31 protein-coding genes and 1 pseudogene are annotated in these 21082 nt (G+C 42.2%); 28 read left to right on the top strand and 4 right to left on the bottom strand.

What is annotated here, in order from left to right; translation table 11 throughout:
* The 21 genes and pseudogenes from rpsC to rplQ all read left to right on the top strand — a co-directional run bounded on the left by rpsC (window position 1) and on the right by rplQ (window position 10671).
* Window positions 1-793 (top strand): annotated as a pseudogene (gene rpsC, locus JMX93_RS11625) (30S ribosomal protein S3).
* Complete coding sequence (gene rplP, locus JMX93_RS11620) at window positions 733-1146, top strand: 50S ribosomal protein L16 (RefSeq protein WP_068034608.1); 414 nt, start codon at window positions 733-735, stop codon at window positions 1144-1146. Before rpsC ends, rplP begins: the two are co-directional and overlap by 61 nt.
* Window positions 1146-1343, top strand: a complete 198-nt coding sequence (gene rpmC / locus JMX93_RS11615) for a 50S ribosomal protein L29 (RefSeq protein ID WP_011279794.1) — start codon at window positions 1146-1148, stop codon at window positions 1341-1343. The genes rplP and rpmC overlap by 1 nt, the downstream gene beginning before the upstream one ends.
* The gene (gene rpsQ, locus JMX93_RS11610; protein ID WP_045446623.1) at window positions 1340-1612 is read left to right on the top strand and encodes a 30S ribosomal protein S17; all 273 of its coding nucleotides are present in this window, start codon (window positions 1340-1342) and stop codon (window positions 1610-1612) included. The genes rpmC and rpsQ overlap by 4 nt, the downstream gene beginning before the upstream one ends.
* 181 nt (window positions 1613-1793) lie before the next feature.
* Window positions 1794-2162 (top strand): 50S ribosomal protein L14, encoded by a 369-nt coding sequence (gene rplN, locus JMX93_RS11605; protein WP_010196702.1) that lies wholly within the window; start codon window positions 1794-1796, stop codon window positions 2160-2162.
* A gap of 8 nt (window positions 2163-2170) precedes the next feature.
* Window positions 2171-2488: a 50S ribosomal protein L24 gene (gene rplX, locus JMX93_RS11600; protein WP_011279796.1), complete on the top strand. Its 318-nt coding sequence runs from the start codon at window positions 2171-2173 to the stop codon at window positions 2486-2488.
* A 21-nt stretch (window positions 2489-2509) separates the two neighbouring features.
* Window positions 2510-3046: a 50S ribosomal protein L5 gene (rplE, locus tag JMX93_RS11595; protein WP_068408463.1), complete on the top strand. Its 537-nt coding sequence runs from the start codon at window positions 2510-2512 to the stop codon at window positions 3044-3046.
* A gap of 12 nt (window positions 3047-3058) precedes the next feature.
* Window positions 3059-3364, top strand: coding sequence for a 30S ribosomal protein S14 (gene rpsN, locus JMX93_RS11590; protein ID WP_021813378.1), 306 nt, complete (start codon window positions 3059-3061; stop codon window positions 3362-3364).
* An 11-nt stretch (window positions 3365-3375) separates the two neighbouring features.
* Window positions 3376-3774 carry a 30S ribosomal protein S8 gene (rpsH, locus tag JMX93_RS11585; protein ID WP_193011069.1) on the top strand — a complete coding sequence of 133 codons (399 nt, stop codon included), beginning with the start codon at window positions 3376-3378 and terminating at the stop codon, window positions 3772-3774.
* A 167-nt stretch (window positions 3775-3941) separates the two neighbouring features.
* Window positions 3942-4475, top strand: coding sequence for a 50S ribosomal protein L6 (gene rplF, locus JMX93_RS11580; protein ID WP_021813380.1), 534 nt, complete (start codon window positions 3942-3944; stop codon window positions 4473-4475).
* An 11-nt stretch (window positions 4476-4486) separates the two neighbouring features.
* The gene (gene rplR, locus JMX93_RS11575) at window positions 4487-4837 is read left to right on the top strand and encodes a 50S ribosomal protein L18 (RefSeq protein ID WP_193011070.1); all 351 of its coding nucleotides are present in this window, start codon (window positions 4487-4489) and stop codon (window positions 4835-4837) included.
* 2 nt (window positions 4838-4839) lie between these two features.
* Window positions 4840-5355, top strand: a complete 516-nt coding sequence (gene rpsE, locus JMX93_RS11570; protein WP_010196711.1) for a 30S ribosomal protein S5 — start codon at window positions 4840-4842, stop codon at window positions 5353-5355.
* Window positions 5356-5375: 20 nt separating this feature from the next.
* Window positions 5376-5555 (top strand): 50S ribosomal protein L30, encoded by a 180-nt coding sequence (gene rpmD, locus JMX93_RS11565; protein ID WP_010196714.1) that lies wholly within the window; start codon window positions 5376-5378, stop codon window positions 5553-5555.
* Window positions 5555-5995, top strand: coding sequence for a 50S ribosomal protein L15 (gene rplO, locus JMX93_RS11560; protein WP_193011071.1), 441 nt, complete (start codon window positions 5555-5557; stop codon window positions 5993-5995). Before rpmD ends, rplO begins: the two co-directional genes overlap by 1 nt.
* Window positions 5996-6014: 19 nt before the next feature.
* Window positions 6015-7346, top strand: coding sequence for a preprotein translocase subunit SecY (gene secY / locus JMX93_RS11555; protein WP_193011088.1), 1332 nt, complete (start codon window positions 6015-6017; stop codon window positions 7344-7346).
* 31 nt (window positions 7347-7377) lie between these two features.
* Window positions 7378-7494, top strand: a complete 117-nt coding sequence (gene rpmJ, locus JMX93_RS11550) for a 50S ribosomal protein L36 (protein ID WP_010196721.1) — start codon at window positions 7378-7380, stop codon at window positions 7492-7494.
* A gap of 253 nt (window positions 7495-7747) precedes the next feature.
* Window positions 7748-8104 carry a 30S ribosomal protein S13 gene (gene rpsM / locus JMX93_RS11545; RefSeq protein ID WP_021813384.1) on the top strand — a complete coding sequence of 119 codons (357 nt, stop codon included), beginning with the start codon at window positions 7748-7750 and terminating at the stop codon, window positions 8102-8104.
* Between the two features lie 20 nt (window positions 8105-8124).
* Window positions 8125-8514: a 30S ribosomal protein S11 gene (rpsK, locus tag JMX93_RS11540; RefSeq protein WP_045454458.1), complete on the top strand. Its 390-nt coding sequence runs from the start codon at window positions 8125-8127 to the stop codon at window positions 8512-8514.
* Window positions 8515-8562: 48 nt separating this feature from the next.
* The gene (rpsD, locus tag JMX93_RS11535) at window positions 8563-9204 is read left to right on the top strand and encodes a 30S ribosomal protein S4 (RefSeq protein WP_010196731.1); all 642 of its coding nucleotides are present in this window, start codon (window positions 8563-8565) and stop codon (window positions 9202-9204) included.
* 80 nt (window positions 9205-9284) lie between these two features.
* Window positions 9285-10292, top strand: coding sequence for a DNA-directed RNA polymerase subunit alpha (locus tag JMX93_RS11530; RefSeq protein ID WP_045446643.1), 1008 nt, complete (start codon window positions 9285-9287; stop codon window positions 10290-10292).
* 19 nt (window positions 10293-10311) lie between these two features.
* A complete protein-coding gene (rplQ, locus tag JMX93_RS11525; protein WP_021813387.1) occupies window positions 10312-10671 on the top strand; it encodes a 50S ribosomal protein L17 in 360 nt (119 codons plus the stop codon).
* Window positions 10672-10749: 78 nt separating this feature from the next.
* Here the strand turns inward: rplQ and JMX93_RS11520 are convergent, their stop codons facing one another.
* Together JMX93_RS11520 and JMX93_RS11515 are read right to left on the bottom strand one after the other, a co-directional pair.
* On the bottom strand, window positions 10750-11370 hold the full coding sequence (locus JMX93_RS11520) for an L-threonylcarbamoyladenylate synthase (RefSeq protein ID WP_193011072.1): 621 nt from the start codon (window positions 11368-11370) through the stop codon (window positions 10750-10752).
* A 218-nt stretch (window positions 11371-11588) separates the two neighbouring features.
* Entirely contained in the window at window positions 11589-12320 is a 732-nt protein-coding gene (locus JMX93_RS11515) for an elongation factor P hydroxylase (protein WP_443559375.1), read from the bottom strand.
* Window positions 12321-12504: 184 nt separating this feature from the next.
* Here JMX93_RS11515 and JMX93_RS11510 point away from each other — a divergent pair, with 184 nt between their 5' ends.
* The 6 genes from JMX93_RS11510 to lysM all read left to right on the top strand — a co-directional run bounded on the left by JMX93_RS11510 (window position 12505) and on the right by lysM (window position 17069).
* The gene (locus tag JMX93_RS11510; protein WP_443559373.1) at window positions 12505-13098 is read left to right on the top strand and encodes a YceD family protein; all 594 of its coding nucleotides are present in this window, start codon (window positions 12505-12507) and stop codon (window positions 13096-13098) included.
* A gap of 337 nt (window positions 13099-13435) precedes the next feature.
* Window positions 13436-13618: a 50S ribosomal protein L32 gene (gene rpmF / locus JMX93_RS11505; RefSeq protein ID WP_011512869.1), complete on the top strand. Its 183-nt coding sequence runs from the start codon at window positions 13436-13438 to the stop codon at window positions 13616-13618.
* A gap of 438 nt (window positions 13619-14056) precedes the next feature.
* Window positions 14057-15025 carry an ACP S-malonyltransferase gene (gene fabD, locus JMX93_RS11500; RefSeq protein WP_193011075.1) on the top strand — a complete coding sequence of 323 codons (969 nt, stop codon included), beginning with the start codon at window positions 14057-14059 and terminating at the stop codon, window positions 15023-15025.
* The gene (gene fabG, locus JMX93_RS11495; RefSeq protein WP_025652200.1) at window positions 15022-15750 is read left to right on the top strand and encodes a 3-oxoacyl-ACP reductase FabG; all 729 of its coding nucleotides are present in this window, start codon (window positions 15022-15024) and stop codon (window positions 15748-15750) included. The genes fabD and fabG overlap by 4 nt, the downstream gene beginning before the upstream one ends.
* 286 nt (window positions 15751-16036) lie before the next feature.
* Window positions 16037-16273, top strand: coding sequence for an acyl carrier protein (gene acpP, locus JMX93_RS11490; protein WP_025652201.1), 237 nt, complete (start codon window positions 16037-16039; stop codon window positions 16271-16273).
* 286 nt (window positions 16274-16559) lie between these two features.
* The gene (gene lysM, locus JMX93_RS11485) at window positions 16560-17069 is read left to right on the top strand and encodes a peptidoglycan-binding protein LysM (protein ID WP_055125278.1); all 510 of its coding nucleotides are present in this window, start codon (window positions 16560-16562) and stop codon (window positions 17067-17069) included.
* A 98-nt stretch (window positions 17070-17167) separates the two neighbouring features.
* Here the strand turns inward: lysM and queG are convergent, their stop codons facing one another.
* Window positions 17168-18400 (bottom strand): tRNA epoxyqueuosine(34) reductase QueG, encoded by a 1233-nt coding sequence (queG, locus tag JMX93_RS11480; protein WP_499204811.1) that lies wholly within the window; start codon window positions 18398-18400, stop codon window positions 17168-17170.
* A gap of 193 nt (window positions 18401-18593) precedes the next feature.
* On the opposite strand from queG, the gene JMX93_RS11475 reads away from it, so the two are divergent.
* A complete protein-coding gene (locus tag JMX93_RS11475; protein WP_499204810.1) occupies window positions 18594-20333 on the top strand; it encodes an NAD(P)H-hydrate dehydratase in 1740 nt (579 codons plus the stop codon).
* An 8-nt stretch (window positions 20334-20341) separates the two neighbouring features.
* Here the strand turns inward: JMX93_RS11475 and JMX93_RS11470 are convergent, their stop codons facing one another.
* Window positions 20342-20839: a DUF4124 domain-containing protein gene (locus JMX93_RS11470; protein WP_499204809.1), complete on the bottom strand. Its 498-nt coding sequence runs from the start codon at window positions 20837-20839 to the stop codon at window positions 20342-20344.
* Window positions 20840-21082: the final 243 nt, after the last annotated feature.

Raw genomic sequence — 21082 nt, 5'->3', positions numbered from 1 at the left:
ATGGGTCAAAAAGTACATCCAATCGGAATTCGTCTTGGTGTTGTAAAAAAGCATAATGCAAATTGGTATGCTAACCCTAAACAATACTCAGAATACCTCATCAACGACATTCAAGTTCGTGAGTATCTACGCAAAAAGCTAGATAACGCTATGATCAGTAACATTATGATCGAGCGTCCTACTGGCGCTGCTAAGATTACCATCGCCACTGCGCGTCCTGGTATTGTTATCGGTAAGAAAGGCGAAGATATTGAAAGACTTCAGAAAGAATTGACCAAAATTATGGGCGTACCTGCTCAGGTCAATATTGAAGAAATCACGTCACCTGATCTTGATGCACGTTTGGTCGCTGATGGTATCAGCAGCCAGCTTGAGCGTCGTGTTATGTTCCGTCGTGCGATGAAGCGCGCGGTACAAAACAGCATGCGCTCTGGTGCTAAAGGTATTAAAGTTGAGTTGTCTGGCCGTCTTGGCGGTGCTGAGATTGCTCGTACTGAATGGTATCGTGAAGGTCGTGTGCCATTGCATACACTCCGCGCTGATATTGACTATGCGTCAGTACGTGCAGAAACCACTTACGGCACTATCGGTGTAAAAGTTTGGATTTTCCGTGGCGAAATCCTTGACGGTATGAACAGTGTATATAATCCCGTCAAAGAAGAGCAGACTCGTGCGCCAAAACGCCGTGGTCGTGGAAACGGAAACCGTCGAAACACAGACAGAGGTTAAACTATGTTACAGCCAAAACGTACCAAGTTTCGTAAAATGCACAAAGGTCGTAACACTGGGCTAGCTCATCGTGGAAGCACCGTTGCATTCGGACAAATTGGTCTAAAATCGTTGACTCGTGGTCGTATGACTGCCCGTCAAATTGAAGCAGCACGTCGTACCATCACTCGTAAAATTAAGCGTGGCGGTAAGATTTGGATTCGTGTATTCCCAGACAAACCAATTACCAATAAACCACTAGAAGTGCGTATGGGTAAAGGTAAAGGTCCTGTAGAATATTGGGTATGCGAAATCAAACCTGGTAAAGTGCTATATGAACTCGAAGGGGTTTCAGAAGAACTTGCTCGCGAAGCGTTAACGCTTGCTGCAGCAAAACTGCCCTTTAAAACTACCATTGTTAAGCGGACGATAATGTAATGAAGATCAGTGAATTACGTGATAAATCATTAGAAGAACTGACTCAGTTACTTGATGAAAAGCAACTTGATGCTTTCCGTATTCGTATGGCTAAAGCAACCGGTCAGTTGGGGAATACCCATGAAGTACGTGTCAATCGTCGTGCGATTGCTCAGCTTCAGACTTTGATTAACGAGAAACAACGAGGCGACTCATGAGCGATAACAATCAAACAGCTAATGCTAGCGTACTGACAGGACGAGTTGTCAGCGACAAGATGGACAAGTCCATCACAGTTTTGATTGAGCGTCTGGTTCGTCATCCTTTGTATGGCAAACAGCTTCGTCGTTCTACAAAAATCAAAGCCCATGATGAGAATAATGTTTGCCAACAAGGCGACCTTGTCCGCATCAAAGAAACGCGTCCAATCTCAAAAACCAAGTCTTGGACTTTGGTTGAAGTGGTTGAAAAAGTAGAAAAAATCTAAGTAAATTGCATTAAAAGCCAGAAGCTGTTAAAATAGCCGCCTTTTTAAGGATACTGATTGCGCCGAGCGTATATCACTCACATTAAGAGTAGAAGCGGTTATTATTATTAAAATGCCGACTACTCATACTGTGCTAGCGGCAGCAACTGGTTTTTATTGCTCATACGTGTGGAGTAACGCTATGATTCAGGTTGAATCGATGCTGGAAGTTGCAGATAATAGCGGTGCAAGACGAGTTCAGTGCATTAAAGTACTGGGTGGCTCTCATCGTCGTTATGCATCAGTTGGCGACATTATTAAAGTAACGGTTAAAGAAGCCATTCCTCGTGGTCGTGTTAAAAAAGGCGACGTGATGAATGCTGTAGTTGTACGTACCAAAAAAGGCGTTCGTCGTCCTGATGGTTCTGTTCTGCGTTTTGACGACAATGCTGCGGTATTGTTGAACCAAAATAAAGCACCGATTGCAACTCGTATTTTTGGACCGGTAACTCGTGAACTACGTGGTGATCAGTTTATGAAAATTGTATCACTAGCACCAGAAGTATTGTGAGGTAATCCATGTCAAAATTACGTAAAGGCGATACAGTTATCGTGATTGCTGGGAAAGACAAAGGCAAGCAAGGTACTGTACAAGCTGTAAAAAATGATCGTATTAAAGTTGAAGGCATTAACATTGTCACTAAACATCAGAAGCCAAATCAGGCGACTGGCGTTGAAGGCGGCATTCTCAAGCAAGAAGCTTTTCTACATATCTCAAATGTCGCAATATTAAATGCGCAAACCCAAAAAGCTGATCGTATTACTTATCAGTTCGGCGAAGACGGCAAGAAACAACGCGTCTATCGTTCGAACGGTGAAGTAGTGGCGACTGCGTAAGACACTAAGGGTGTAATGGTAATGGCAAGATTAAAATCTTTATATAACGAAGAATTAAAGCAGCAAATCAAAGAAGAGCTTGGTTTAGCGAATGTGATGCAAGTGCCTAAAATCACTAAAATCACACTTAACATGGGTGTAGGCGGCGCGTCTCAAGACAAGAAATTGCTTGAAGGTGCAGTAGCTGACATGACCGCTATCGCTGGTCAAAAACCTGTCGTCACCAAAGCGCGTAAATCAGTTGCTGGCTTTAAGATTCGTGAAGAATGGCCAATTGGCTGTAAAGTAACGCTACGCGGTGAGCAAATGTACGAATTTTTAGATCGTCTCATTGCCATTGCAATTCCTCGTATTCGTGATTTCCGCGGTTTTTCACCTAAAGCCTTTGACGGACGTGGTAACTACTCATTGGGTATCAAAGAACAAATTGTATTCCCAGAAGTAGATTTTGACAAGATTGATCGTATCCGCGGTATGGATGTGACGATCACCACGTCAGCTGGTAATGATGAAGAAGGTCGTGCGTTGCTTAAAGCATTCGGCTTCCCATTTAAATAAGGTAAAGACGTTATGGCAAAGAAGAGCATGATCAACCGCGAATTAAAGCGCGAAAAAATGGTTGCTAAGTACGCTGATAAGCGTATCAAGCTAAAAGAAACTATCAGTGATATGACTGCAAGTGACGAAACTCGTATGGAAGCGATGCTAGAGCTACAAGCCCTACCACGCAACTCATCACCAGTACGTCTGCGCAATCGTTGTGCTATCACCGGTCGTCCTCACGGTTACTTCCGCAAGTTTGGCTTATCACGCAATATGCTGCGTGAGCGTGTCATGCAAGGCGATGTGCCTGGTGTTCGTAAAGCAAGCTGGTAAGGGGTAACTATATGAGTATGCAAGATACCGTTGGGGATATGCTAACCCGTATTCGTAACGCACAAATGGCTAACAAAGTATCGGTAGCAATGCCGAGCTCTAAATTACGTAAATCAATTGCTGATTTACTAGTTAGCGAAGGTTATGTGGCGAGCGCTGTTGTTACTGAAGAAGCAAACAACAAAGCAACCCTATCTATCGAATTAAAATACTTCGAAGGCAAAGCTGTCATCGAAACGATTCAACGTTTTAGCCGTCCTGGTTTACGCCAGCATCGCGGTAAAGACGCTATCCCTACTGTTAAGCAAGGTATGGGTGTTGCTATCGTATCAACTAGCCAAGGTATCATGAGTGATCGTGCTGCACGTGCTGCTGGTATCGGTGGTGAAATCGTCGCATTTGTAGCGTAAGCTATACGACGATGAAGTCTATTTGATGGTTGTTAGACCTCTATTGATGATGAATTATTTCAAATTGATAGGTGTCTAACGCGGTCAACTATGCTAAACTAACACGCTTTTTAGCCTGTTAGTTTTTTCGCTAATATAAAGAAGTTAATTTTTTAAGGAATATTCCTATGTCTCGTGTGGCTAAAGCCCCAGTGACACTGCCAAACGGCGTAAGTGTTACTTTGAACGATCGGCAGGTCGAAGTGAAAGGCAAGAACGGCAATTTGTCTTTACGCCTGCATGAATTGGTCGAGCTGAAACAGGAAGATGATGCGATCATTTTCTCACCTACAGTCGATTCAAAAGAAGCTATGATGCACACTGGCACCATGCGCGCTCTGCTAAACAACTATGTTACAGGCGTAAATGAAGGCTTCGAAAGACGTCTTCAGTTAATTGGTGTTGGTTATCGCGCACAAGTTGCTGGTAACAAGGTAACTTTGAACGTTGGTTACTCTCATCCAGTAGAATATACGTTGCCTGAAGGTGTGTCAGCTGAAACCCCAACGCAGACTGAAATTGTTTTGAAATCAAACAATAAACAGCAGCTTGGTCAAGCAGCGGCTAATATCCGCGGTTTCCGCCCACCTGAGCCTTATAAAGGTAAAGGTATTCGTTATAGTGACGAGCATGTGATTCGCAAAGAAGCCAAGAAAAAATAAGGTGAGTTGAAATGTTTGATAAAAAAGCAGCTCGTCTGCGTCGAGCTAAGAAAACCCGCGCGCATATCCGTTTCTTAGGCGTTCATCGCTTAACGGTTACTCGCACGCCAAAACATATTTATGCCCAGATTATCTCTCCTACTGGTGGTGAAGTGATTGCTCAGGCATCTACCTTAGACAGCAGCTTGCGCTCAGGCGCGACTGGCAATGCTGATGCAGCAACGTCTGTGGGCCAAATGATCGCAGAACGCGCAAAAGCAGCTGGTATTACTAAAGTTGCCTTTGACCGTAGTGGTTTTAAATATCATGGTCGAGTTAAAGCTTTAGCAGAAGCAGCTCGCGAAAACGGATTGGAGTTTTAATCATGGCTAGAAATGATAAAAATGATAAAAATGAACAGACTGACGGTCTAGTAGAACGCTTAGTTACCGTTGATCGCGTTGCAAAAGTTGTTAAAGGTGGTCGTATTTTCTCTTTCACTGCGTTAACCGTAGTGGGCGATGGCAATGGTCGTGTTGGTTTTGGTCGCGGTAAAGCACGTGAAGTGCCAGCTGCTATTCAAAAAGCACTAGAAGCTGCCAAACGTAATATGATTACTGTTGAGCTAAATGATGCAACTTTGTATCATCCGATCAAAGCACGTCATGGTGCTAGTAAAGTTTATATGCAGCCTGCATCTGAAGGTACTGGCGTAATCGCTGGTGGCGCAATGCGTGCTGTATTAGAAGTTGCTGGTGTCAAAGATGTTTTGACTAAATGTTATGGTTCTACCAATACTGCTAACGTTGTTCGCGCAACGTTTAACGGTTTACGTGATATGTCAACTCCAGAGAAGATGGCAGCTAAACGTGGTAAATCTGTAGACGAAATCTTGGGTTAACTTAGACTAGGTGAGTTACGATGAAAAAAATGAAAGTCACTCAATTTAAATCGGGTGCCCATCGCCTAAAGAGCCACAAAGCGAGCTTGAAAGGATTGGGTTTACGCCGTATTAATCATACTGTTGAAGTAGAAGATACTCCTTCAACCCGTGGTATGGTCAATCGCGTTAACTACATGGTAAAAGTGGAGGAAGCGTAATGGGTCTTAGATTAAATGAATTATCACCAGGTGTTGGCGCAAAGAAAACTGCCCAACGTCGTGGTCGTGGTATCGGTTCAGGTCTTGGTAAGACTGGTGGTCGTGGTGTAAAAGGTCAGAAATCTCGTTCAGGTTCTAGCATTCGCTCAGGATTTGAAGGTGGTCAAATGCCTTTATACCGTCGTTTACCAAAATTTGGTTTTACCAGTAAAATGGCAATGAAGACGGCTGAAGTACGTCTTTCTGAACTAAATCAAATTGAAGGTGATGTGGTTAGCCTTGAAACACTTAAAGCTGCCAACCTTATCCGTCATGACATGAAGCGTGCTCGTATCATGTTGTCAGGCGAAGTCACTAAGGCTTATACTTTTAAAGGTATCAAAGTGACTAAAGGCGCTAAGCTAGCAATCGAAGCTGCTGGTGGTAGCATCGAGGAGTAGTAACGTGTCAAAACAATCAATGTCATCGGCTGGTATACCGCTCAATCCATTTGCTTTCATACGAAAGTATGATGAATTATGGACGCGTTTATTATTCTTAATCGGCGCATTGATTGTTTATCGTTTAGGGTCACATATTCCGGTGCCGGGTATCAATCCGGTTAACTTGGCTGATCTGTTTTCGCGCAACGAAAATACCATTTTGAGTATGTTTAATATGTTCTCAGGTGGTGCACTAGAGCGTATGTCCATTATGGCGCTCGGTATTATGCCGTATATCTCAGCATCGATTATTGTACAAATGATGTCTGCGGTATTGCCATCGCTTGAAGCCCTCAAAAAAGAAGGCGAAGCGGGACGACGCAAGCTAAACAAGTACACCCGTCAAGGGACACTTGCTTTAGCGCTAGTACAGTCGTTAGGAATGTGTGCTGGCTTAATCAGTCAAAATCTTACCTTATCTTCTGGCCTGACTTTTTATATTCCAGCCGTTACGTCTTTAGTAGCGGGCGCTATGTTCTTAATGTGGCTTGGTGAGCAGATTACAGAGCGCGGCGTAGGTAATGGTATCTCAATGCTCATTTTTGCGAGTATTGTGGCTGGTACGCCAGGTATGATTTCGCAGTCTATTGAACAGGTCAATCAAGGTCAGATGAACTTGATTGTACTGTTTATTTTTGTGCTATTAGGCATCGCGGTTACTGCTGGTATCGTTTATATTGAACGTGCTCAGCGCCGTGTTCCAGTGAACTATGCACAGAAGCAACAACAAGGTCGCAAAATCTATGCTCAGCAGCAATCTCATTTGCCGCTAAAGCTTAATATGGCAGGGGTTATCCCAGCCATTTTTGCCAGCTCGTTATTGTTGTTTCCAGCAAGTTTAGGGCAGTGGGTCGGTCAATCAACTGATCCTACTCTTACACAAAAGATATTACAGAATATGGCTTTGGTGTTGTCTCCAGGACAGCCGCTATATTTGGTTCTGTTTGGCGCGATGATTATTTTCTTCTGTTACTTCTATACGGCATTGGTATTTAGTCCACGTGAAGTAGCTGAAAACCTTAAACGTAGTGGTGCGTATATCCCAGGTATTCGCCCCGGACAACAAACTCAGCGTTATCTCGATCATGTATTAAACCGACTGACCTTTATTGGCGCGATGTATATGACGGTTATTTGTTTAATGCCAATGGTCGTCCAGTCATCGTTTGGTGTACCGTTTCAACTCGGTGGTACGTCTTTACTGATTATGGTGGTTGTGGTAATGGACTTCATTTCGCAAATTCAAGCGCATTTGATGACCCATCAATATCATGATCAGACGTTAATTCAATCGCCCACTCAACCTTAAATGAGCGGTACGATATTTCAAGGAGCATGCTATGAAAGTTCAAGCATCAGTTAAAAAGATTTGTGGTAGCTGTAAAGTTGTGCGCCGTAAAGGCCGTGTACATATCATCTGTACAGCAGAACCTCGCCACAAGCAACGTCAAGGTTAATATTTAGTATTGTAAAGTTTTAGACTTTTGTTACTATTTGAATTAATACTTGAAAAATGACGGCGGATGGGATATCATCCGCCACTTGCCGTAGTTTATGCAAAAACTTTTATAAGACCGTCAATGAATAGGCTTGTAACCAAGTCAAAGCAGCGATAATAATTATAAAAGCTTTAGTATTGACAGCAACAAATCTGAAAAATAAAGCCTTATTGATAAATAACGCTTATTTTTCTTTAATGGAGAGAAATCAATGGCTCGTATTGCCGGCGTAAACATTCCGGATAATAAGCATGCTGTTATTTCACTAACTTACATCTTTGGTGTAGGTCGTACCACTGCTCAGAAAATCTTAGAAGCAGTTGGCATTGCCCCTACTACTAAAGTTAGTCAGTTAGATGATACACAGTTAGATGCTATCCGTGCACAAGTTGCAAATTACATGACTGAAGGTGACCTTCGTCGTGAAGTGTCAATGAATATTAAGCGTTTAGTTGATCTTGGTTGTTACCGTGGCATCCGCCATCGTCGTAACCTACCAGTTAGAGGTCAGAATACTAAGAACAACGCTCGTACTCGTAAGGGTCCGACACGCCCTCTCAAAAGATAATTAACTTAGGAAGCTAAAAGATGGCTAAAGACACTCGTAGTCGCAAGAAAGTGACTCGTCGTTCAGTATCGGAGGGCATTGCCCATATCCATGCGTCTTTTAATAACACCATTGTTACGATTACCGATCGTCAAGGTAATGCACTGGCTTGGGCCACTTCAGGTGGACAAGGCTTCCGTGGTTCACGTAAATCTACACCATTTGCAGCGCAGGTTGCAGCTGAAGTCGCTGGTAAAGCGGCTCAAGAATATGGTGTTAAGAATATCGACGTTTTGGTCAAAGGACCAGGACCGGGTCGTGAGTCTGCGGTAAGAGCACTAGGTGCATTGGGTTATAAAGTTAACAGCATCTCTGATGTAACCCCAATCCCACACAATGGTTGCCGTGCGCCGAAAAAGCGCCGCGTCTAATATTAAAGACGAAGCTTTTTATCCCAAAAGCTTATAGGAGACATAACAATGGCCCGTTATATTGGACCAAAACTTAAATTATCACGTCGTGAAGGCACTGACTTAGGTCTTAAGTCTGGCGTTAAACCATACGACGTAAAAACGAAAAAAGCTGGTCGTCCACCAGGTCAACACGGTGTAAGTCGTAACAAGACCTCAGAATATGCTCTACAGTTGCGTGAAAAGCAAAAAGTTAAGCGTATCTATGGTGTATTAGAGCGTCAGTTCGCTAATTACTATAAAGAAGCTGCTCGTAAGCGCGGTGCTACTGGTGAAAACTTGTTAGCTATGCTTGAGAGCCGTCTAGACAACGTGGTATATCGCATGGGCTTCGGCTCAACTCGCGCTGAAGCACGTCAGCTAGTCAGTCATCGTACTGTTATGGTAAAAAAAGCTGGTCGTGATGAGTTTGTTCGTGTGAACATCCCATCAATTCAGCTTCAAGATGGTGATGTCATCGCTATCCAAGAGAAGTCTCGCGAACAGCTACGTATTAAAAACGCTATTGAACTAGCGACACAACGTGGTATTCCAGAATGGCTAGATGTTGATCACAGCAAACTACAGGGCACGTTTAAACAAGCGCCTGATCGTATTGATCTACCTGCTGAAATCAACGAAAGCTTGATCGTTGAGCTATACTCTAAGTAATGACGTACTGCTCGATGTCGTGAAAACGGCATTGAGCAATCAACGTTAATTAAACCAGTTTAATAAATCGAGGTGACATCATGATGCTAAATGCAACTGAGTTTCTAACGCCGAATGCCATTAATGTGGATACGGTTAATGAAACGATTGCGAAAGTCACGCTCGAACCGTTAGAACGCGGCTTTGGGCATACCCTTGGTAATGCCTTACGTCGTATCTTGTTATCTTCATTACCTGGTGCTGCAGTCATTGAAGCTGAGATTGATGGTGTTGACCATGAATACTCAACGCTTGAAGGGCTACAAGAAGATGTACTTGACTTGCTTTTGAACCTAAAAGGCTTGGCTATTACGCTTCATGACCAAAATGAAGTATTTTTGACCTTGGATAAACAAGGTCCAGGCACTATTACTGCTGCAGACATCGCGTTACCGCATAATGTAGACATCGTCAATCCAGAATTGGTGTTGGGTACATTGAGTGATCGTGGTCATCTTAAGATGCGTTTGCGTGTAGTAATGGGTCGTGGATATGAGCCAGCAAACCAGCGCCGTGAAGATGGTGATACTAAAGCAATCGGACGTTTAAAGCTTGATGCAAGTTTTAGTCCTGTGCTTCGTGTTGCTTATCAGGTTGAGAACGCTCGTGTAGAGCAGCGTACTGATCTTGATCGTCTTATCATTGAGCTTGAAACTAATGGCACTATAGATCCAGAAGAAGCAATTCGTAAAGCAGCCACTATTTTACAACAACAGATTTCTATCTTTGTTGACCTAGAAGCTGAAGAAGCGCCTGAGCCTGTGAAAGAGAAAGAAGAGGTTGATCCGGTGCTATTACGCCCTGTGGACGATCTTGAACTAACGGTTCGCTCAGCCAACTGCTTGAAAGCTGAAAACATTTACTATATCGGTGATTTGGTACAACGTTCAGAGACTGAACTTCTAAAAACCCCAAATCTTGGTAAGAAATCATTAACGGAAATCAAAGACGTACTAGCGTCTAAAGATTTAGAGCTCGGTATGCGCCTAGATAACTGGCCACCAGCTGACCTTCGTGTTGATGATCGCTTTTCTTATCGTAGCCGTTAAACTTTAAGGATTTTTGACTATGCGCCATCGTAAGAGTGGAGTCAAGCTGGGTCGTACCGGCAGTCATCGTAAGGCAATGTTTCAGAACATGACTAACTCATTATTTGAGCATGAACTGATCAAAACAACTTTACCAAAAGCAAAAGAGTTACGTCGCGTTGCCGAGCCATTAATCACTATGGCTAAAGAAGACAGCGTTGCTAACCGTCGTTTAGCGTTTAGCCGTATGCGTAGCAAAGCTATGGTAGGCAAACTATTTGGCACGTTAGGTCCTCGTTACCAGACGCGTCCAGGTGGCTATTTGCGTATCGTAAAATGTGGTTACCGTGATGGTGACAATGCGCCAATGGCTTATGTAGAATTGGTTGATCGCGACTAATTTTACAATAAGCAAAAGATGTATATAAAAAAGCTCCAATTCAATTGGAGCTTTTTTTGTGTCTGATATTTTAGTCTATTACCGCAGTAGTGAATCTACATCAGCGGCACCTTGTCTGATAATTTCAGGTTGGCTACCAGTCATATCAACGATAGTAGTTAGCTTAGTGGTCTTTACACCTGCATTTATCAAAGCGTCAATTTGATTGCCTAATAAATCCTCAATCTCAAAGGGATCATCTAGTATGTCGTCGCGATTGGGTAGAATTAATGAACTGGTTAAGATCGGCTCATCCATGGCTTCTAAAAGCGCCTGAGCAATGGGATTGCTAGGTACCCGGATGCCAATGGTTTTTTTCTTCGCATGTGCTAATTTCTTTGGCACGTCTTTCGTGGCATTGAGGATAAAGGTAATGGGCGAAGGAGTGTGTGCTTTGAGCTGTTTAAATTGTACATTGTCTACTGCGGCATAGTTGGCAATTTCGCTTAAGTCACGGCATAGCAAGGTAAACTGGTGTTTATCATCAAGCTCACGAATTTGTTTGAGCTTATCGAGTGCATCCTTTGCCCCTAAGCGACAACCAAAAGCATAGCTGGTATCGGTAGGGTAGATAATGAGTTGGTCTTTGCGTAACAGATCTGCTACTTGCTCAATAAGACGTGGCTGTGGATTTTCTGGATGAATATAAAATACTTGCATAGCAGTTCCTTATTTTATAATTATGGATTGTTGAATATGAAGTTTTTGACTAAGTAGACCGTTTTTAGCGGTCACGCTCCTTTCACGAAATTTGCTAAAAAAGTATCACTGCTTCCTTAGTATAGCGCAAAGCCAATATAAGTTTGGTAGCAAGGCGTTACTATGCGTAGACAATCGTTAACGCAAAAATGCTACACCTTTGAGCTGATATGTTGCTGTTATTCTGTATCAGATGTAGAGACACTGAGTAAGGCGTGTAATAGCGTTTTAGCATCACGTGGCAGTATATGAGGCTCAGCAATATATTGTTGCGCTTGTCGATAGACGTCATTTGCAAATGTACTATTGCTCGTATCGAAGTCAGCGAACAAATTATCTTGTGATATCTCAAATGACCGTTCGCAAGCGAGAGTAAATAGACACTCTAACGCTTGCGGCTTAATCTCTACGCGTTCAAATGCTTGCTGCTGAGCGGCGGTACGACCATCTGGTGCATACCAGTAGCCAAAGTCAGGCAAACGTCTACGAGCCTCTCCAGCCACACACCAATGGCTGAGCTCATGCAATGCGCTAGCAAAAAATCCATGAGCGAATTCAATTTTTGCGGGTTCGTTATTTTGTGCCGGAAAGTACTCTGGGTCTCCTTGACCACGAACCAATATAACGTTTTGATGAGCGAATAAAGTGTTGAAAAATTGGATGAGCCAAGCAGTAGCCGCTTGCTCGTATTTATTAACCAATGATTGAGTGCCATCTAAGCCTTTGATAGCAGATAACCTTTGCCATTCGCTTTTTACATCCTCTAAGTCCTGATCTTTTTTAAAGCTCCACGAGTCAGTAGAGGATGTATTAATATTATTGGTTAACGTGGTGAGACGTTGCAACAAGATTTTTGCTTCGAGTGCAGAGAGTAGGTTCGAGAAATCAGGTTTATTATTAAACACATTCATAGGTAAAACACTGGTTAAATAAAAGATAAAAATAAGAACTATCTTTGAATATAAATAGAGGAAATAAAGAGATGAAAATAGAGCGCATATCAAAAAATTTAACATACTAGCGCTAGCGTCGTTCAATGCTTTCCGTTAGTATGGCAGGCAATATTATACACCGTTTTGATGAATGAGGCCGCGCATGTCAAGCACTCCAGAAAGTAAACCGTCAGCAGCTTATGCTGATAATAAAAAAGCGCCTTTATCTACTAGTATGCCTGAATCTATTTCTTTGGATAAATGGGCAGATACTGGTTATGAATGGACAGGAGAGATAGAGCCAAGCGCTTTCAAACGTCTTGCTGCTACCTTAGCCACTGAACATGAACAAGCAAAAATATCGCTCAATGCTAATTTGTATCGCCGCAATAATGTCTTACATTTGGCATTTACATTGACTGGTGAAGTTTGGTTAACGTGTCAACGTTGTTTACAGCCAGTAGCTATCGATTTGTCTGATGATTATAATATTGCGCTACTAGAAGATGAAAGCCAAGCACGTTCAATCAATGATGACCAAGATTATTTATTACTTGATGAAATTATTACTGAGCCTGCACCAGAGCTTTTATTACCGTTTAAAAAATTGGTAGAAGATGAGATATTGCTGAAGACGCCAATGGCACCAAAGCATGACGACTGTGAAATGACGGTAGAGCAATTTGGTGAGATTCCAGAAGAGGAAGAAAGCGAAAATCCTTTTGCTGCTTTAGCCTCACTAAAAGGCAAGTTGTAATCTTATTAAGAGACAAGTCATATATCAATGTACTACTTAATAAATTTATGATACCTTTCATCAGCTTTCTACCAAAGAGTGAGAAGCAGGGCTTTATTAATCCGCTAAACATGCGTATAATGTCCCGTTTATTGCATTCTAGCAATCTGCTACTGGCAGATAGATGCTGATCTTGCAAACTAACTATAGATTTTAGACGTAATCAACACTTTAATACGTGGCAATCTATTTAACTAATGATGCGTAAGACTTAGGTTGTTGTGATTATATAGCCTCTGTCAGTGTCGATTAAAGCTGAATTTCAAGCTTATCCCCTTTTAAGTATAGGAGCTATATCATGGCCGTTCAAAAAAGTCGTAAAAGTCGTTCTCGTCGTGACATGCGCCGTTCACATCATCGTATGGAAATCGCTGAGATAAGCGTAGATGCTACCACTGGTGAAAAACATCGTCGTCATCACATGACTAAAGATGGTTTCTACCGTGGTCGCCAGTTGTTTAAAGTTAGTCAAGACGCTTAAGTTGTTGGCTATTCGATAGCTAATTGCAAAAATAATGATAGTACTGGTGACTGTCATTATTTCTGCAACGCTGTTATTAGGTAATATGCTTTGAGCTGAAGAAAGCCAAGTTATTTCGCTATCATATATTATGTGGCTAGATAACTTGGCTTTTTGCTATTGGCTTTTTATAGTAGTTATTTGAATAACCTTTTACCCTGAGCCTTTAGAAAATATGAAAATGAACTGATATGTTCTATCATTCTAATTTGAGTGGTATCTTTTACTGTACGTGTTTAGGTCGCATCCGCTATGATAATAGTGTGCGTCAGTGTATAGTTTATCGATAATCCGTTTTTTTAGACAAATACTAAAGCAACGGTTTTATATCGCCTCTAATAATATAATAAACCCCAATTGTTTTTAGGGATATTTCCAATTAAATAAGGAATATTGGTTATGGCCTCTGTACCCGATATGGTAAAAAAGCCGCCAACACGTATTGCGGTGATTTTTCCTGGTCAAGGATCGCAAGTAGTCGGGATGACTAGTGAGCTTGCTGAAATCTATCCAGAGATTCTCGATACCTTTACTGAAGCTAGTGCAGCGCTTGGTGAAGATTTATGGGCAATCTGTCAAAATGAAGAAAAACTCAATCAAACGCAATATACTCAGCCGGCATTACTGACGGCCAGCATCGCCATTTGGCGTATCTTGAAACAAAAAATAGCCACAGCGCCTTGTTATTTAGCGGGTCATTCTTTGGGTGAGTACAGTGCGCTTTGCGCAGCTGAGGTCATATCGCTTGCTGATGCGGTTAAATTGGTACACAAGCGCGGTCAACTGATGCAAGAAGCCGTTGTAGGTGTCGATACTGCTATGGCAGCAGTGCTAGGACTTGAAGACAATCGAGTTGAAAACCTATGTGAGCAAGCGACTGAACATGTCGAGGGTGCCATTGTAGGTGCAGCCAACTTTAATAGTCCAGGGCAGGTGGTGATATCGGGTAATGCTGCTGGTGTTAATGCTGTTATCGATAAAGTGCAAAACACAGGCAAAAAATCTATCCCGCTAAAGGTCAGCGTACCGTCACATTGTGCACTCATGGAGCCAGCCAGTAGTGCATTGGCTGAGATTTTGGCAGAAATAAAATTCGATCAAGCGATGATTCCTGTTATTCAAAATCGACATGCGCGTGTTGAGAGCAGTGCGGTAGGTATCAAGCAGGCATTAACAGAGCAATTAAGCCAACCAGTATTATGGTCAAAAACCATGCAAGAACTGGCTGACAAACAAATTAATATTTTAATCGAATGTGGCAGTGGTAATGTATTGAGCAACTTGGCGAAGCGTCAAGCACAGCCAATTACTAGCTATCCTACCGACAAACCCGCTCGTCTTGATAAATTAATGGAGGTGTTATCATGAGTCGTACGATTACCTTAGTGACAGGCGCTAGCCGCGGTATTGGTAAAGCTGTTGCCAAACGTTTCGCCAAAGAAGGACATTTTGTTATTGGCACAGCGACCACGGAAAAGGGCGCTGAGCTGATTGATGGTTATCTCCATGATAGTGGCGGTATTGGACGTGTCTTAGACGTGCGTGATACCGCGCAAGTTGATAAACTGTTTGAAGAGATTGAGAGCGTTTATGGCGCAGTACAGGTCTTAGTCAATAATGCGGGGATCACCCAAGATGGTCTACTGATGCGCATGAAAGATGAAGATTGGGAAAATGTCATCGATACCAATTTGACATCGGTATACCGCATGAGTAAACGCGCCGTGCGCGGTATGATGAAAGCGCGCCGTGGTCGTATCATCAACATAACCTCTGTTGTTGCTCAAATGGGTAATGCAGGTCAGTCTAACTATGCTGCGACCAAAGCTGGCGTTGAAGGGTTCAGCCGTACGCTCGCGCGTGAAATTGGCTCACGACAAGTAACGATTAATTGCGTAGCCCCAGGTTTAATTGAAACGGATATGACGGACGAGCTCGACGAACGTTTACTAAACTCTATGCTAGACGCTGTACCCATCAGCCGTCTTGGACAGCCAGAAGACATTGCAGCAGCCGTACATTTCTTAGCCAGCGATGAGGCCAGTTACATCACAGGCGCTGTTATTCCTGTCAACGGCGGTATGTATATGTAGGTAGGTAGTAAATAAGTGTTACACAGTTATAATAAAAAACTCTGTGTACGAGTGTAAACTATAATAAAGGGTGCTATAATGGCGAATACTTTTATGTCAAAGCCCTGTATTATAGCAAGGCTGTACCGGACATTAGTCAAAACGTATAACTAGTTATAAAACAAGTTACAAAGTACTCAGACAGCTGTGCTAGTCTGAAGATGTCATTTTATATAATATGCTATAGAGCCTAATGATAGGGCTATGGCATTTTGCCAAAATAATAGATCAAAAAGGAGAAATCTACATGAGTAATGATACCGAGCTAAGAGTTAAAGCTGCAGTAGCTGAGCAATTGGGTATGAATGTTGAAGATATCAATAATGATGCGTCATTTATGGAAGACTTAGGTGCAGATTCGTTAGACCTAGTTGAGTTGGTCATGTCATTTGAAAGTGACTTTGGTATTACCATTCCTGATGAAGATTCAGCAGAATTAACAACTGTTCAAAAAGCTATTGATTATGTACAAGCGCAGCTATAATTAGCTAGTGGCTTAGCAAGTTATTTTAGCCGCCTATCTGCATAGATAGGCGGTTTTTTTATGCTCATTATTTACTATGGCACAGACATTTATCCGACTAATCATTGCGTTAACATAAGCTACGCCAAATCAACATTACTCAACATACTATTACTATCTACCTCACCTATCTTTGACTATACTCATAATAGTGAGCAGTAACAAAGTGTGGTGATATATAAAACTATATATGCCATTAAAAAAATAATGATGAATAGTAAATAATAATATTTAAAGGAGTATGTACATGGGTATGTTCAGTTTCGCAAAAGATATTGGTGATAAAATTTTCAATCGTGATGACGCCAAACACGATGCTAAGTCAGAAACAAAAGCAGATGCTAATACGCCAGTACAAAGTAGCGAACCTTCTGCGCAATCAGTTGCCAATATTTTACTTCGTCGTATTCAGCAGCAGAATCTCAATATTAGTGATTTGAAAATCAAGTATAATGGCTCAACAGATACCGCAGAGATCAGCGGTAAGGCCAAAACGCAAGCAGACCGCGAAAAAGCGATTATAGCCATTGGTAATGTACAAAATGTGGCTAAGGTAATCGATAATATTGATATCGAAGAAGATGCGCCTGAGTCAACGATGTATACGGTGAAATCTGGTGATAGCTTGTCTAAGATTGCAAAAGAGGTTTATGGTTCAGCGGATGATTATATGAAAATCTTTGAAGCCAATAAGCCGATGCTATCTAGTCCTGATAAGATTTATCCTGGCCAAGTGCTACGTATTCCTAAGCCATAATATGGTTTTGAACTGTCAAAAATATGTGTGAGTAAAAAATGCCTCTTATTCTATTAAGAGGCATTTTTTTCGGGTTTATATAAATATAAGCTTAAGATTTAAATGTTTTCTAATTTCTCGTACTGTTCAGCTATGGCCCAGTTGATATGTACATCAAGCATCTCGTTGTGTATGCCTAGCTTTGATTGTAACTGAGTAATGGTGTCTTGATGACCATTAGCATTTCCAAGACCAATAGCAATATTGCGCAAAAAGTTCACATAGCCTGTGCGTCTAAGTGGGCTGCCTTCAGTTTTTTTCATAAATTCAGCTTCTTGCCATTGCCATAGCTCAAGCAGACTGCTGCTATCAAGGTTATGCCGTGGTGCGAAATCCTCTACAGGTGTAAGATTGGCGTAGCGATTCCAAGGACAGATGAGTTGACAATCGTCACAGCCAAAGATGCGATTACCAATTGCGCGGCGGTACTTTGTATCAATAATACCATCGTGCTCGATAGTGAGGTAGGAGATACAAGCTGAAGCATTGAGCTCATAGGGCGCGACAATCGCTTGAGTAGGACAGATATCAATACAGGCGCTACAACTGCCGCAATGCTCTTTGACGGGTTTGTCATCAGGTAACTCAAGGCTAATAAATAGTTCACCCAATACAAAAAATGAACCCGCTTGCTTATTGATGAGTAGGGTATGCTTTCCTGTCCAGCCAAGACCAGCAGCATCGGCAATGGGTCGCTCGAAAATAGGAGCAGAGTCGCTAAAAGGCCTAAAAATAAAATCTTGTTCTGAACCAATATTGAGGTGTTGCCATTCGGGAAGCATGGCTTCTATCTTTAGTGCCAATTGTTTCAAACGACTGCGCATCGTTTTATGATAGTCGCGTCCTCTTGCATAACGAGCGATGATCCCTTGATTGGGATAGTCATTGTCAGTGACCGTACGTGGGGTTGGTGTTTGAGTCAGATAATCCATACGGACACTGATGATGGTTTTTGCTCCTTCTACCAGTTGGTCAGGATGAGCACGTAAATGATGGTTGTTATGCATAAACTGCAGCTGCCCTTCATAACCTTTATCAAGCCATTGCTGCAATTGTGTAATCTGTTTAGCGAACAAAGGATGATGCACCGATAAAAACCCGCAGTCGGCAAACCCTAAAGCCTGTGCTTGGGTTTTAATCCATTGTTTGACATCTGCTGTGGTGGTAAATATTGGGCTATTATTAACATTAATCTTTTTTTCGGACGCAGGCTTAGGTTCAGAAGATGTTTGCTTAGCTGATTTCTGCTGGGTTGAAGAGATAGGCGAGTTTACTTTAGGAGGATTATTCATGTGTGACAGTAGGTGATAGAGTGAATACCGCTATGATAAGCCAGTGAGCTAAGAGCGCAAGTATAAAAGCAAATAATTTCACATTCATATTGATACATACGTTGACGTACGCGTTTGCTAAGCTGATGCTAAATGGTAGTAACCATATCTCGATAAAATAAAAAATCAGCAAAAAAATACTCAAGGATTAGTTATGAACAATCAGAGCAATTTATCACCTATAAAAAATACAAAGTCTATCCCGTTATATAGTAGTGAACAACTCTATGCGATGGAGCAAGCATGGTTTGTAGAGGGGCATGATAGTTTTGGGTTGATGAAACAAGCAGCCTGGCAAATGGCGCAACACATAGAGCAATTATATGAAGAAAAGCAATTAAATATATATTCATCAGCCACTACTTATGCTTCTCGTCGTCATATGCGTCAGCATCGAGTGAGCATTTGGGTTGGAAAGGGTAATAATGGTGGCGACGGTTGGCTCATTGCTTATTATTTACAGCAGATGGGTTGGCAGGTACAAGTGGTGACAGTTGGTTTTGAGAGTGATGATTTTGATATCAGTGACACCACCGCCTTTTCCGATGCAAAAAAAGCGCTAAAGGTAGCGCTTTTGGCTAATTGCCCTTATCAACGCTTTGAAAGTAGTGCTTATAATATAGAGGAAGGAATAGATAGTAATTTGCAAGCCGGTGTCTATATTGATGCGTTGTTTGGTATTGGTCTGGATCGTGCACCTACAGGTACTTATAAAACAGCAATTAGCGCTTTCAATGAGTTATCTGAACGAAATAATACCTTAGCAATTGCTGTTGATATTCCAAGTGGTTTGGTGGCTTCGACTGGTGAAGTATTTGAGCACGTAGCTATACAGGCTGATATAACGCTATGCTTAATTGCACGGAAATTCGGTTTGCATACCAAGGATGGTGTGGATTATAGCGGAAAGGTAATTGATATACCGCTGATACCCTATCAAGTAAATGACAAAAGGTTCATGCCAGTAGCAAAACTGATTGCTAGTGCATATTGTCTATATCCTCGCCGTCAAAATAGCTACAAAGGCAGCTATGGTCATGTGCTGGTTATTGGTGGCAACCGTATCGATGGCTCACAAGGTATGGGCGGCGCTGCGATACTGTCTGCTTCGAGTTCGATGGCGGCAGGAGCAGGTAAAATTACGGTTGCTTGCCATGAGGCCTTTCATAGCGCTTTATTAACCTCATTACCAGATGCAATGACGATCAATTTGCATGATGTGGACGGAGTGAAGCAGCTAATCAAGTCAGCCACAGTGATTGCTATTGGTATGGGGCTCGGCCGTGATGAAAAAGCAAAAGTTTTATTTATAAAGTATCTACAAGCTGCTATGGAAGAGAAAAAGTCGCTAGTGATTGATGCCGATGGACTTTATCATTTGGCATCGTTGCAATTGGAGCATCATGAACTGGTAAGTCAGCTGCGAGAATATAGCATTAATTATCAAGTTCGCTTGACACCTCACAGTGGCGAAGCCGCTAGATTACTTGATAAAAAGATCAGTGAGGTGGAAAGCGATAGACTGCAAGCTATAAAAGAGTGCGCTACAACTTATGGTGGTGAATGGGTGCTAAAAGGCTCAGGCTCTTTGATATTAGAGCAAGGCTCAGGTCAGCGCCAAGTTTATGTCTGCGCTGTCGGTAATGCTGGGATGGCGACAGCTGGCATGGGTGATGTGTTATCTGGCGTCATTGCTGGTCTGCTAGCGCAGCAAGACTTACCATCAAGCATACAAAGCTTGCACCAAGCAGTTGTGGTGCATGGATTAGCAGGGGATATGCTAGTCAACTCACCACATAATACGCTATTGATAGGACAACGAGGGCTACAGGCTCAAGATATGCCAGCAGCCATTCGCCATGTGATGCAGCTACTGATTAATGTCTCTAATTAGCATTGAGTCTAGGTAGCCGAGTTGCCACAGTATTGGTCGATTGCCTGCTGGACACGTTCACGTTTAAGCTCAATTTCTCGGCCATCTAGATATTGTCGTTTGCCATTGGCATCCATCTCATAGATGCGTCCGCCGACATTCAAGTTGGTCAGGTTATTGCGTAGTGACTGGCAACGCTGTGCATTGGCTTGTGCCTCTTGCTCTTTAATGCGTGCTTCAAGCGCTGCAACTCTTTGTTCTTCTACGCTTTGAGTATTGTTGCTTTGATTGGCATCTGTTTTGCCAGCCAATTGTCCAGCACTGCTTTGCCTGCCATCACTGCGAAATTCTATCAGCTCAATATTTTTGCCATTTTGCGGCGCATGTTGGCTATATTTGACTTCACCATGTGCACCCACAGATTTATAAACTTGAATAGCATGACTGGCATTCATCGACAGCATCAGCATATACGCAGTACTCACAAGCAATTTGGCAGCGGTGTTTATCTTAAACGCATATGCCATAGTAGCAGTCCTCTTAATGGGTAAAAAACAGATGTGTATATATGTGTCAATATATCATTTAAGTGTTGGAATGGTACTAAAAATGTACCAGCTTTTGATTCTACCAAATAATCCTTATGAATGTATATTATTTAATAACTAATAGTTAGGGATGGGCTTTAGAAGTTTTTCTTGACAATAGCTCATAAACCATCGAATATGATAGCAGTTGATTGGTCAGTGAGCGGCTTTTATGATATTGCC

This window comes from Psychrobacter muriicola 2pS, assembly GCF_904846535.1.
Classification (GTDB): domain Bacteria; phylum Pseudomonadota; class Gammaproteobacteria; order Pseudomonadales; family Moraxellaceae; genus Psychrobacter; species Psychrobacter aquimaris.
Note: the sequence above shows the minus strand (reverse complement) of the source record. Positions and strands in the feature narration are given on the sequence as shown.

Coding starts and splice junctions, on each gene's coding strand:
- rplP (WP_068034608.1), top strand. CDS start 733: ATGTTACAGCCAAAACGTACCAAGTTTCGTAAAATGCACAAAGGTCGT.
- rpmC (WP_011279794.1), top strand. CDS start 1,146: ATGAAGATCAGTGAATTACGTGATAAATCATTAGAAGAACTGACTCAG.
- rpsQ (WP_045446623.1), top strand. CDS start 1,340: ATGAGCGATAACAATCAAACAGCTAATGCTAGCGTACTGACAGGACGA.
- rplN (WP_010196702.1), top strand. CDS start 1,794: ATGATTCAGGTTGAATCGATGCTGGAAGTTGCAGATAATAGCGGTGCA.
- rplX (WP_011279796.1), top strand. CDS start 2,171: ATGTCAAAATTACGTAAAGGCGATACAGTTATCGTGATTGCTGGGAAA.
- rplE (WP_068408463.1), top strand. CDS start 2,510: ATGGCAAGATTAAAATCTTTATATAACGAAGAATTAAAGCAGCAAATC.
- rpsN (WP_021813378.1), top strand. CDS start 3,059: ATGGCAAAGAAGAGCATGATCAACCGCGAATTAAAGCGCGAAAAAATG.
- rpsH (WP_193011069.1), top strand. CDS start 3,376: ATGAGTATGCAAGATACCGTTGGGGATATGCTAACCCGTATTCGTAAC.
- rplF (WP_021813380.1), top strand. CDS start 3,942: ATGTCTCGTGTGGCTAAAGCCCCAGTGACACTGCCAAACGGCGTAAGT.
- rplR (WP_193011070.1), top strand. CDS start 4,487: ATGTTTGATAAAAAAGCAGCTCGTCTGCGTCGAGCTAAGAAAACCCGC.
- rpsE (WP_010196711.1), top strand. CDS start 4,840: ATGGCTAGAAATGATAAAAATGATAAAAATGAACAGACTGACGGTCTA.
- rpmD (WP_010196714.1), top strand. CDS start 5,376: ATGAAAAAAATGAAAGTCACTCAATTTAAATCGGGTGCCCATCGCCTA.
- rplO (WP_193011071.1), top strand. CDS start 5,555: ATGGGTCTTAGATTAAATGAATTATCACCAGGTGTTGGCGCAAAGAAA.
- secY (WP_193011088.1), top strand. CDS start 6,015: ATGTCATCGGCTGGTATACCGCTCAATCCATTTGCTTTCATACGAAAG.
- rpmJ (WP_010196721.1), top strand. CDS start 7,378: ATGAAAGTTCAAGCATCAGTTAAAAAGATTTGTGGTAGCTGTAAAGTT.
- rpsM (WP_021813384.1), top strand. CDS start 7,748: ATGGCTCGTATTGCCGGCGTAAACATTCCGGATAATAAGCATGCTGTT.
- rpsK (WP_045454458.1), top strand. CDS start 8,125: ATGGCTAAAGACACTCGTAGTCGCAAGAAAGTGACTCGTCGTTCAGTA.
- rpsD (WP_010196731.1), top strand. CDS start 8,563: ATGGCCCGTTATATTGGACCAAAACTTAAATTATCACGTCGTGAAGGC.
- JMX93_RS11530 (WP_045446643.1), top strand. CDS start 9,285: ATGATGCTAAATGCAACTGAGTTTCTAACGCCGAATGCCATTAATGTG.
- rplQ (WP_021813387.1), top strand. CDS start 10,312: ATGCGCCATCGTAAGAGTGGAGTCAAGCTGGGTCGTACCGGCAGTCAT.
- JMX93_RS11520 (WP_193011072.1), bottom strand. CDS start 11,370: ATGCAAGTATTTTATATTCATCCAGAAAATCCACAGCCACGTCTTATT.
- JMX93_RS11515 (WP_443559375.1), bottom strand. CDS start 12,320: ATGAATGTGTTTAATAATAAACCTGATTTCTCGAACCTACTCTCTGCA.
- JMX93_RS11510 (WP_443559373.1), top strand. CDS start 12,505: ATGTCAAGCACTCCAGAAAGTAAACCGTCAGCAGCTTATGCTGATAAT.
- rpmF (WP_011512869.1), top strand. CDS start 13,436: ATGGCCGTTCAAAAAAGTCGTAAAAGTCGTTCTCGTCGTGACATGCGC.
- fabD (WP_193011075.1), top strand. CDS start 14,057: ATGGCCTCTGTACCCGATATGGTAAAAAAGCCGCCAACACGTATTGCG.
- fabG (WP_025652200.1), top strand. CDS start 15,022: ATGAGTCGTACGATTACCTTAGTGACAGGCGCTAGCCGCGGTATTGGT.
- acpP (WP_025652201.1), top strand. CDS start 16,037: ATGAGTAATGATACCGAGCTAAGAGTTAAAGCTGCAGTAGCTGAGCAA.
- lysM (WP_055125278.1), top strand. CDS start 16,560: ATGGGTATGTTCAGTTTCGCAAAAGATATTGGTGATAAAATTTTCAAT.
- queG (WP_499204811.1), bottom strand. CDS start 18,400: ATGAATAATCCTCCTAAAGTAAACTCGCCTATCTCTTCAACCCAGCAG.
- JMX93_RS11475 (WP_499204810.1), top strand. CDS start 18,594: ATGAACAATCAGAGCAATTTATCACCTATAAAAAATACAAAGTCTATC.
- JMX93_RS11470 (WP_499204809.1), bottom strand. CDS start 20,839: ATGGCATATGCGTTTAAGATAAACACCGCTGCCAAATTGCTTGTGAGT.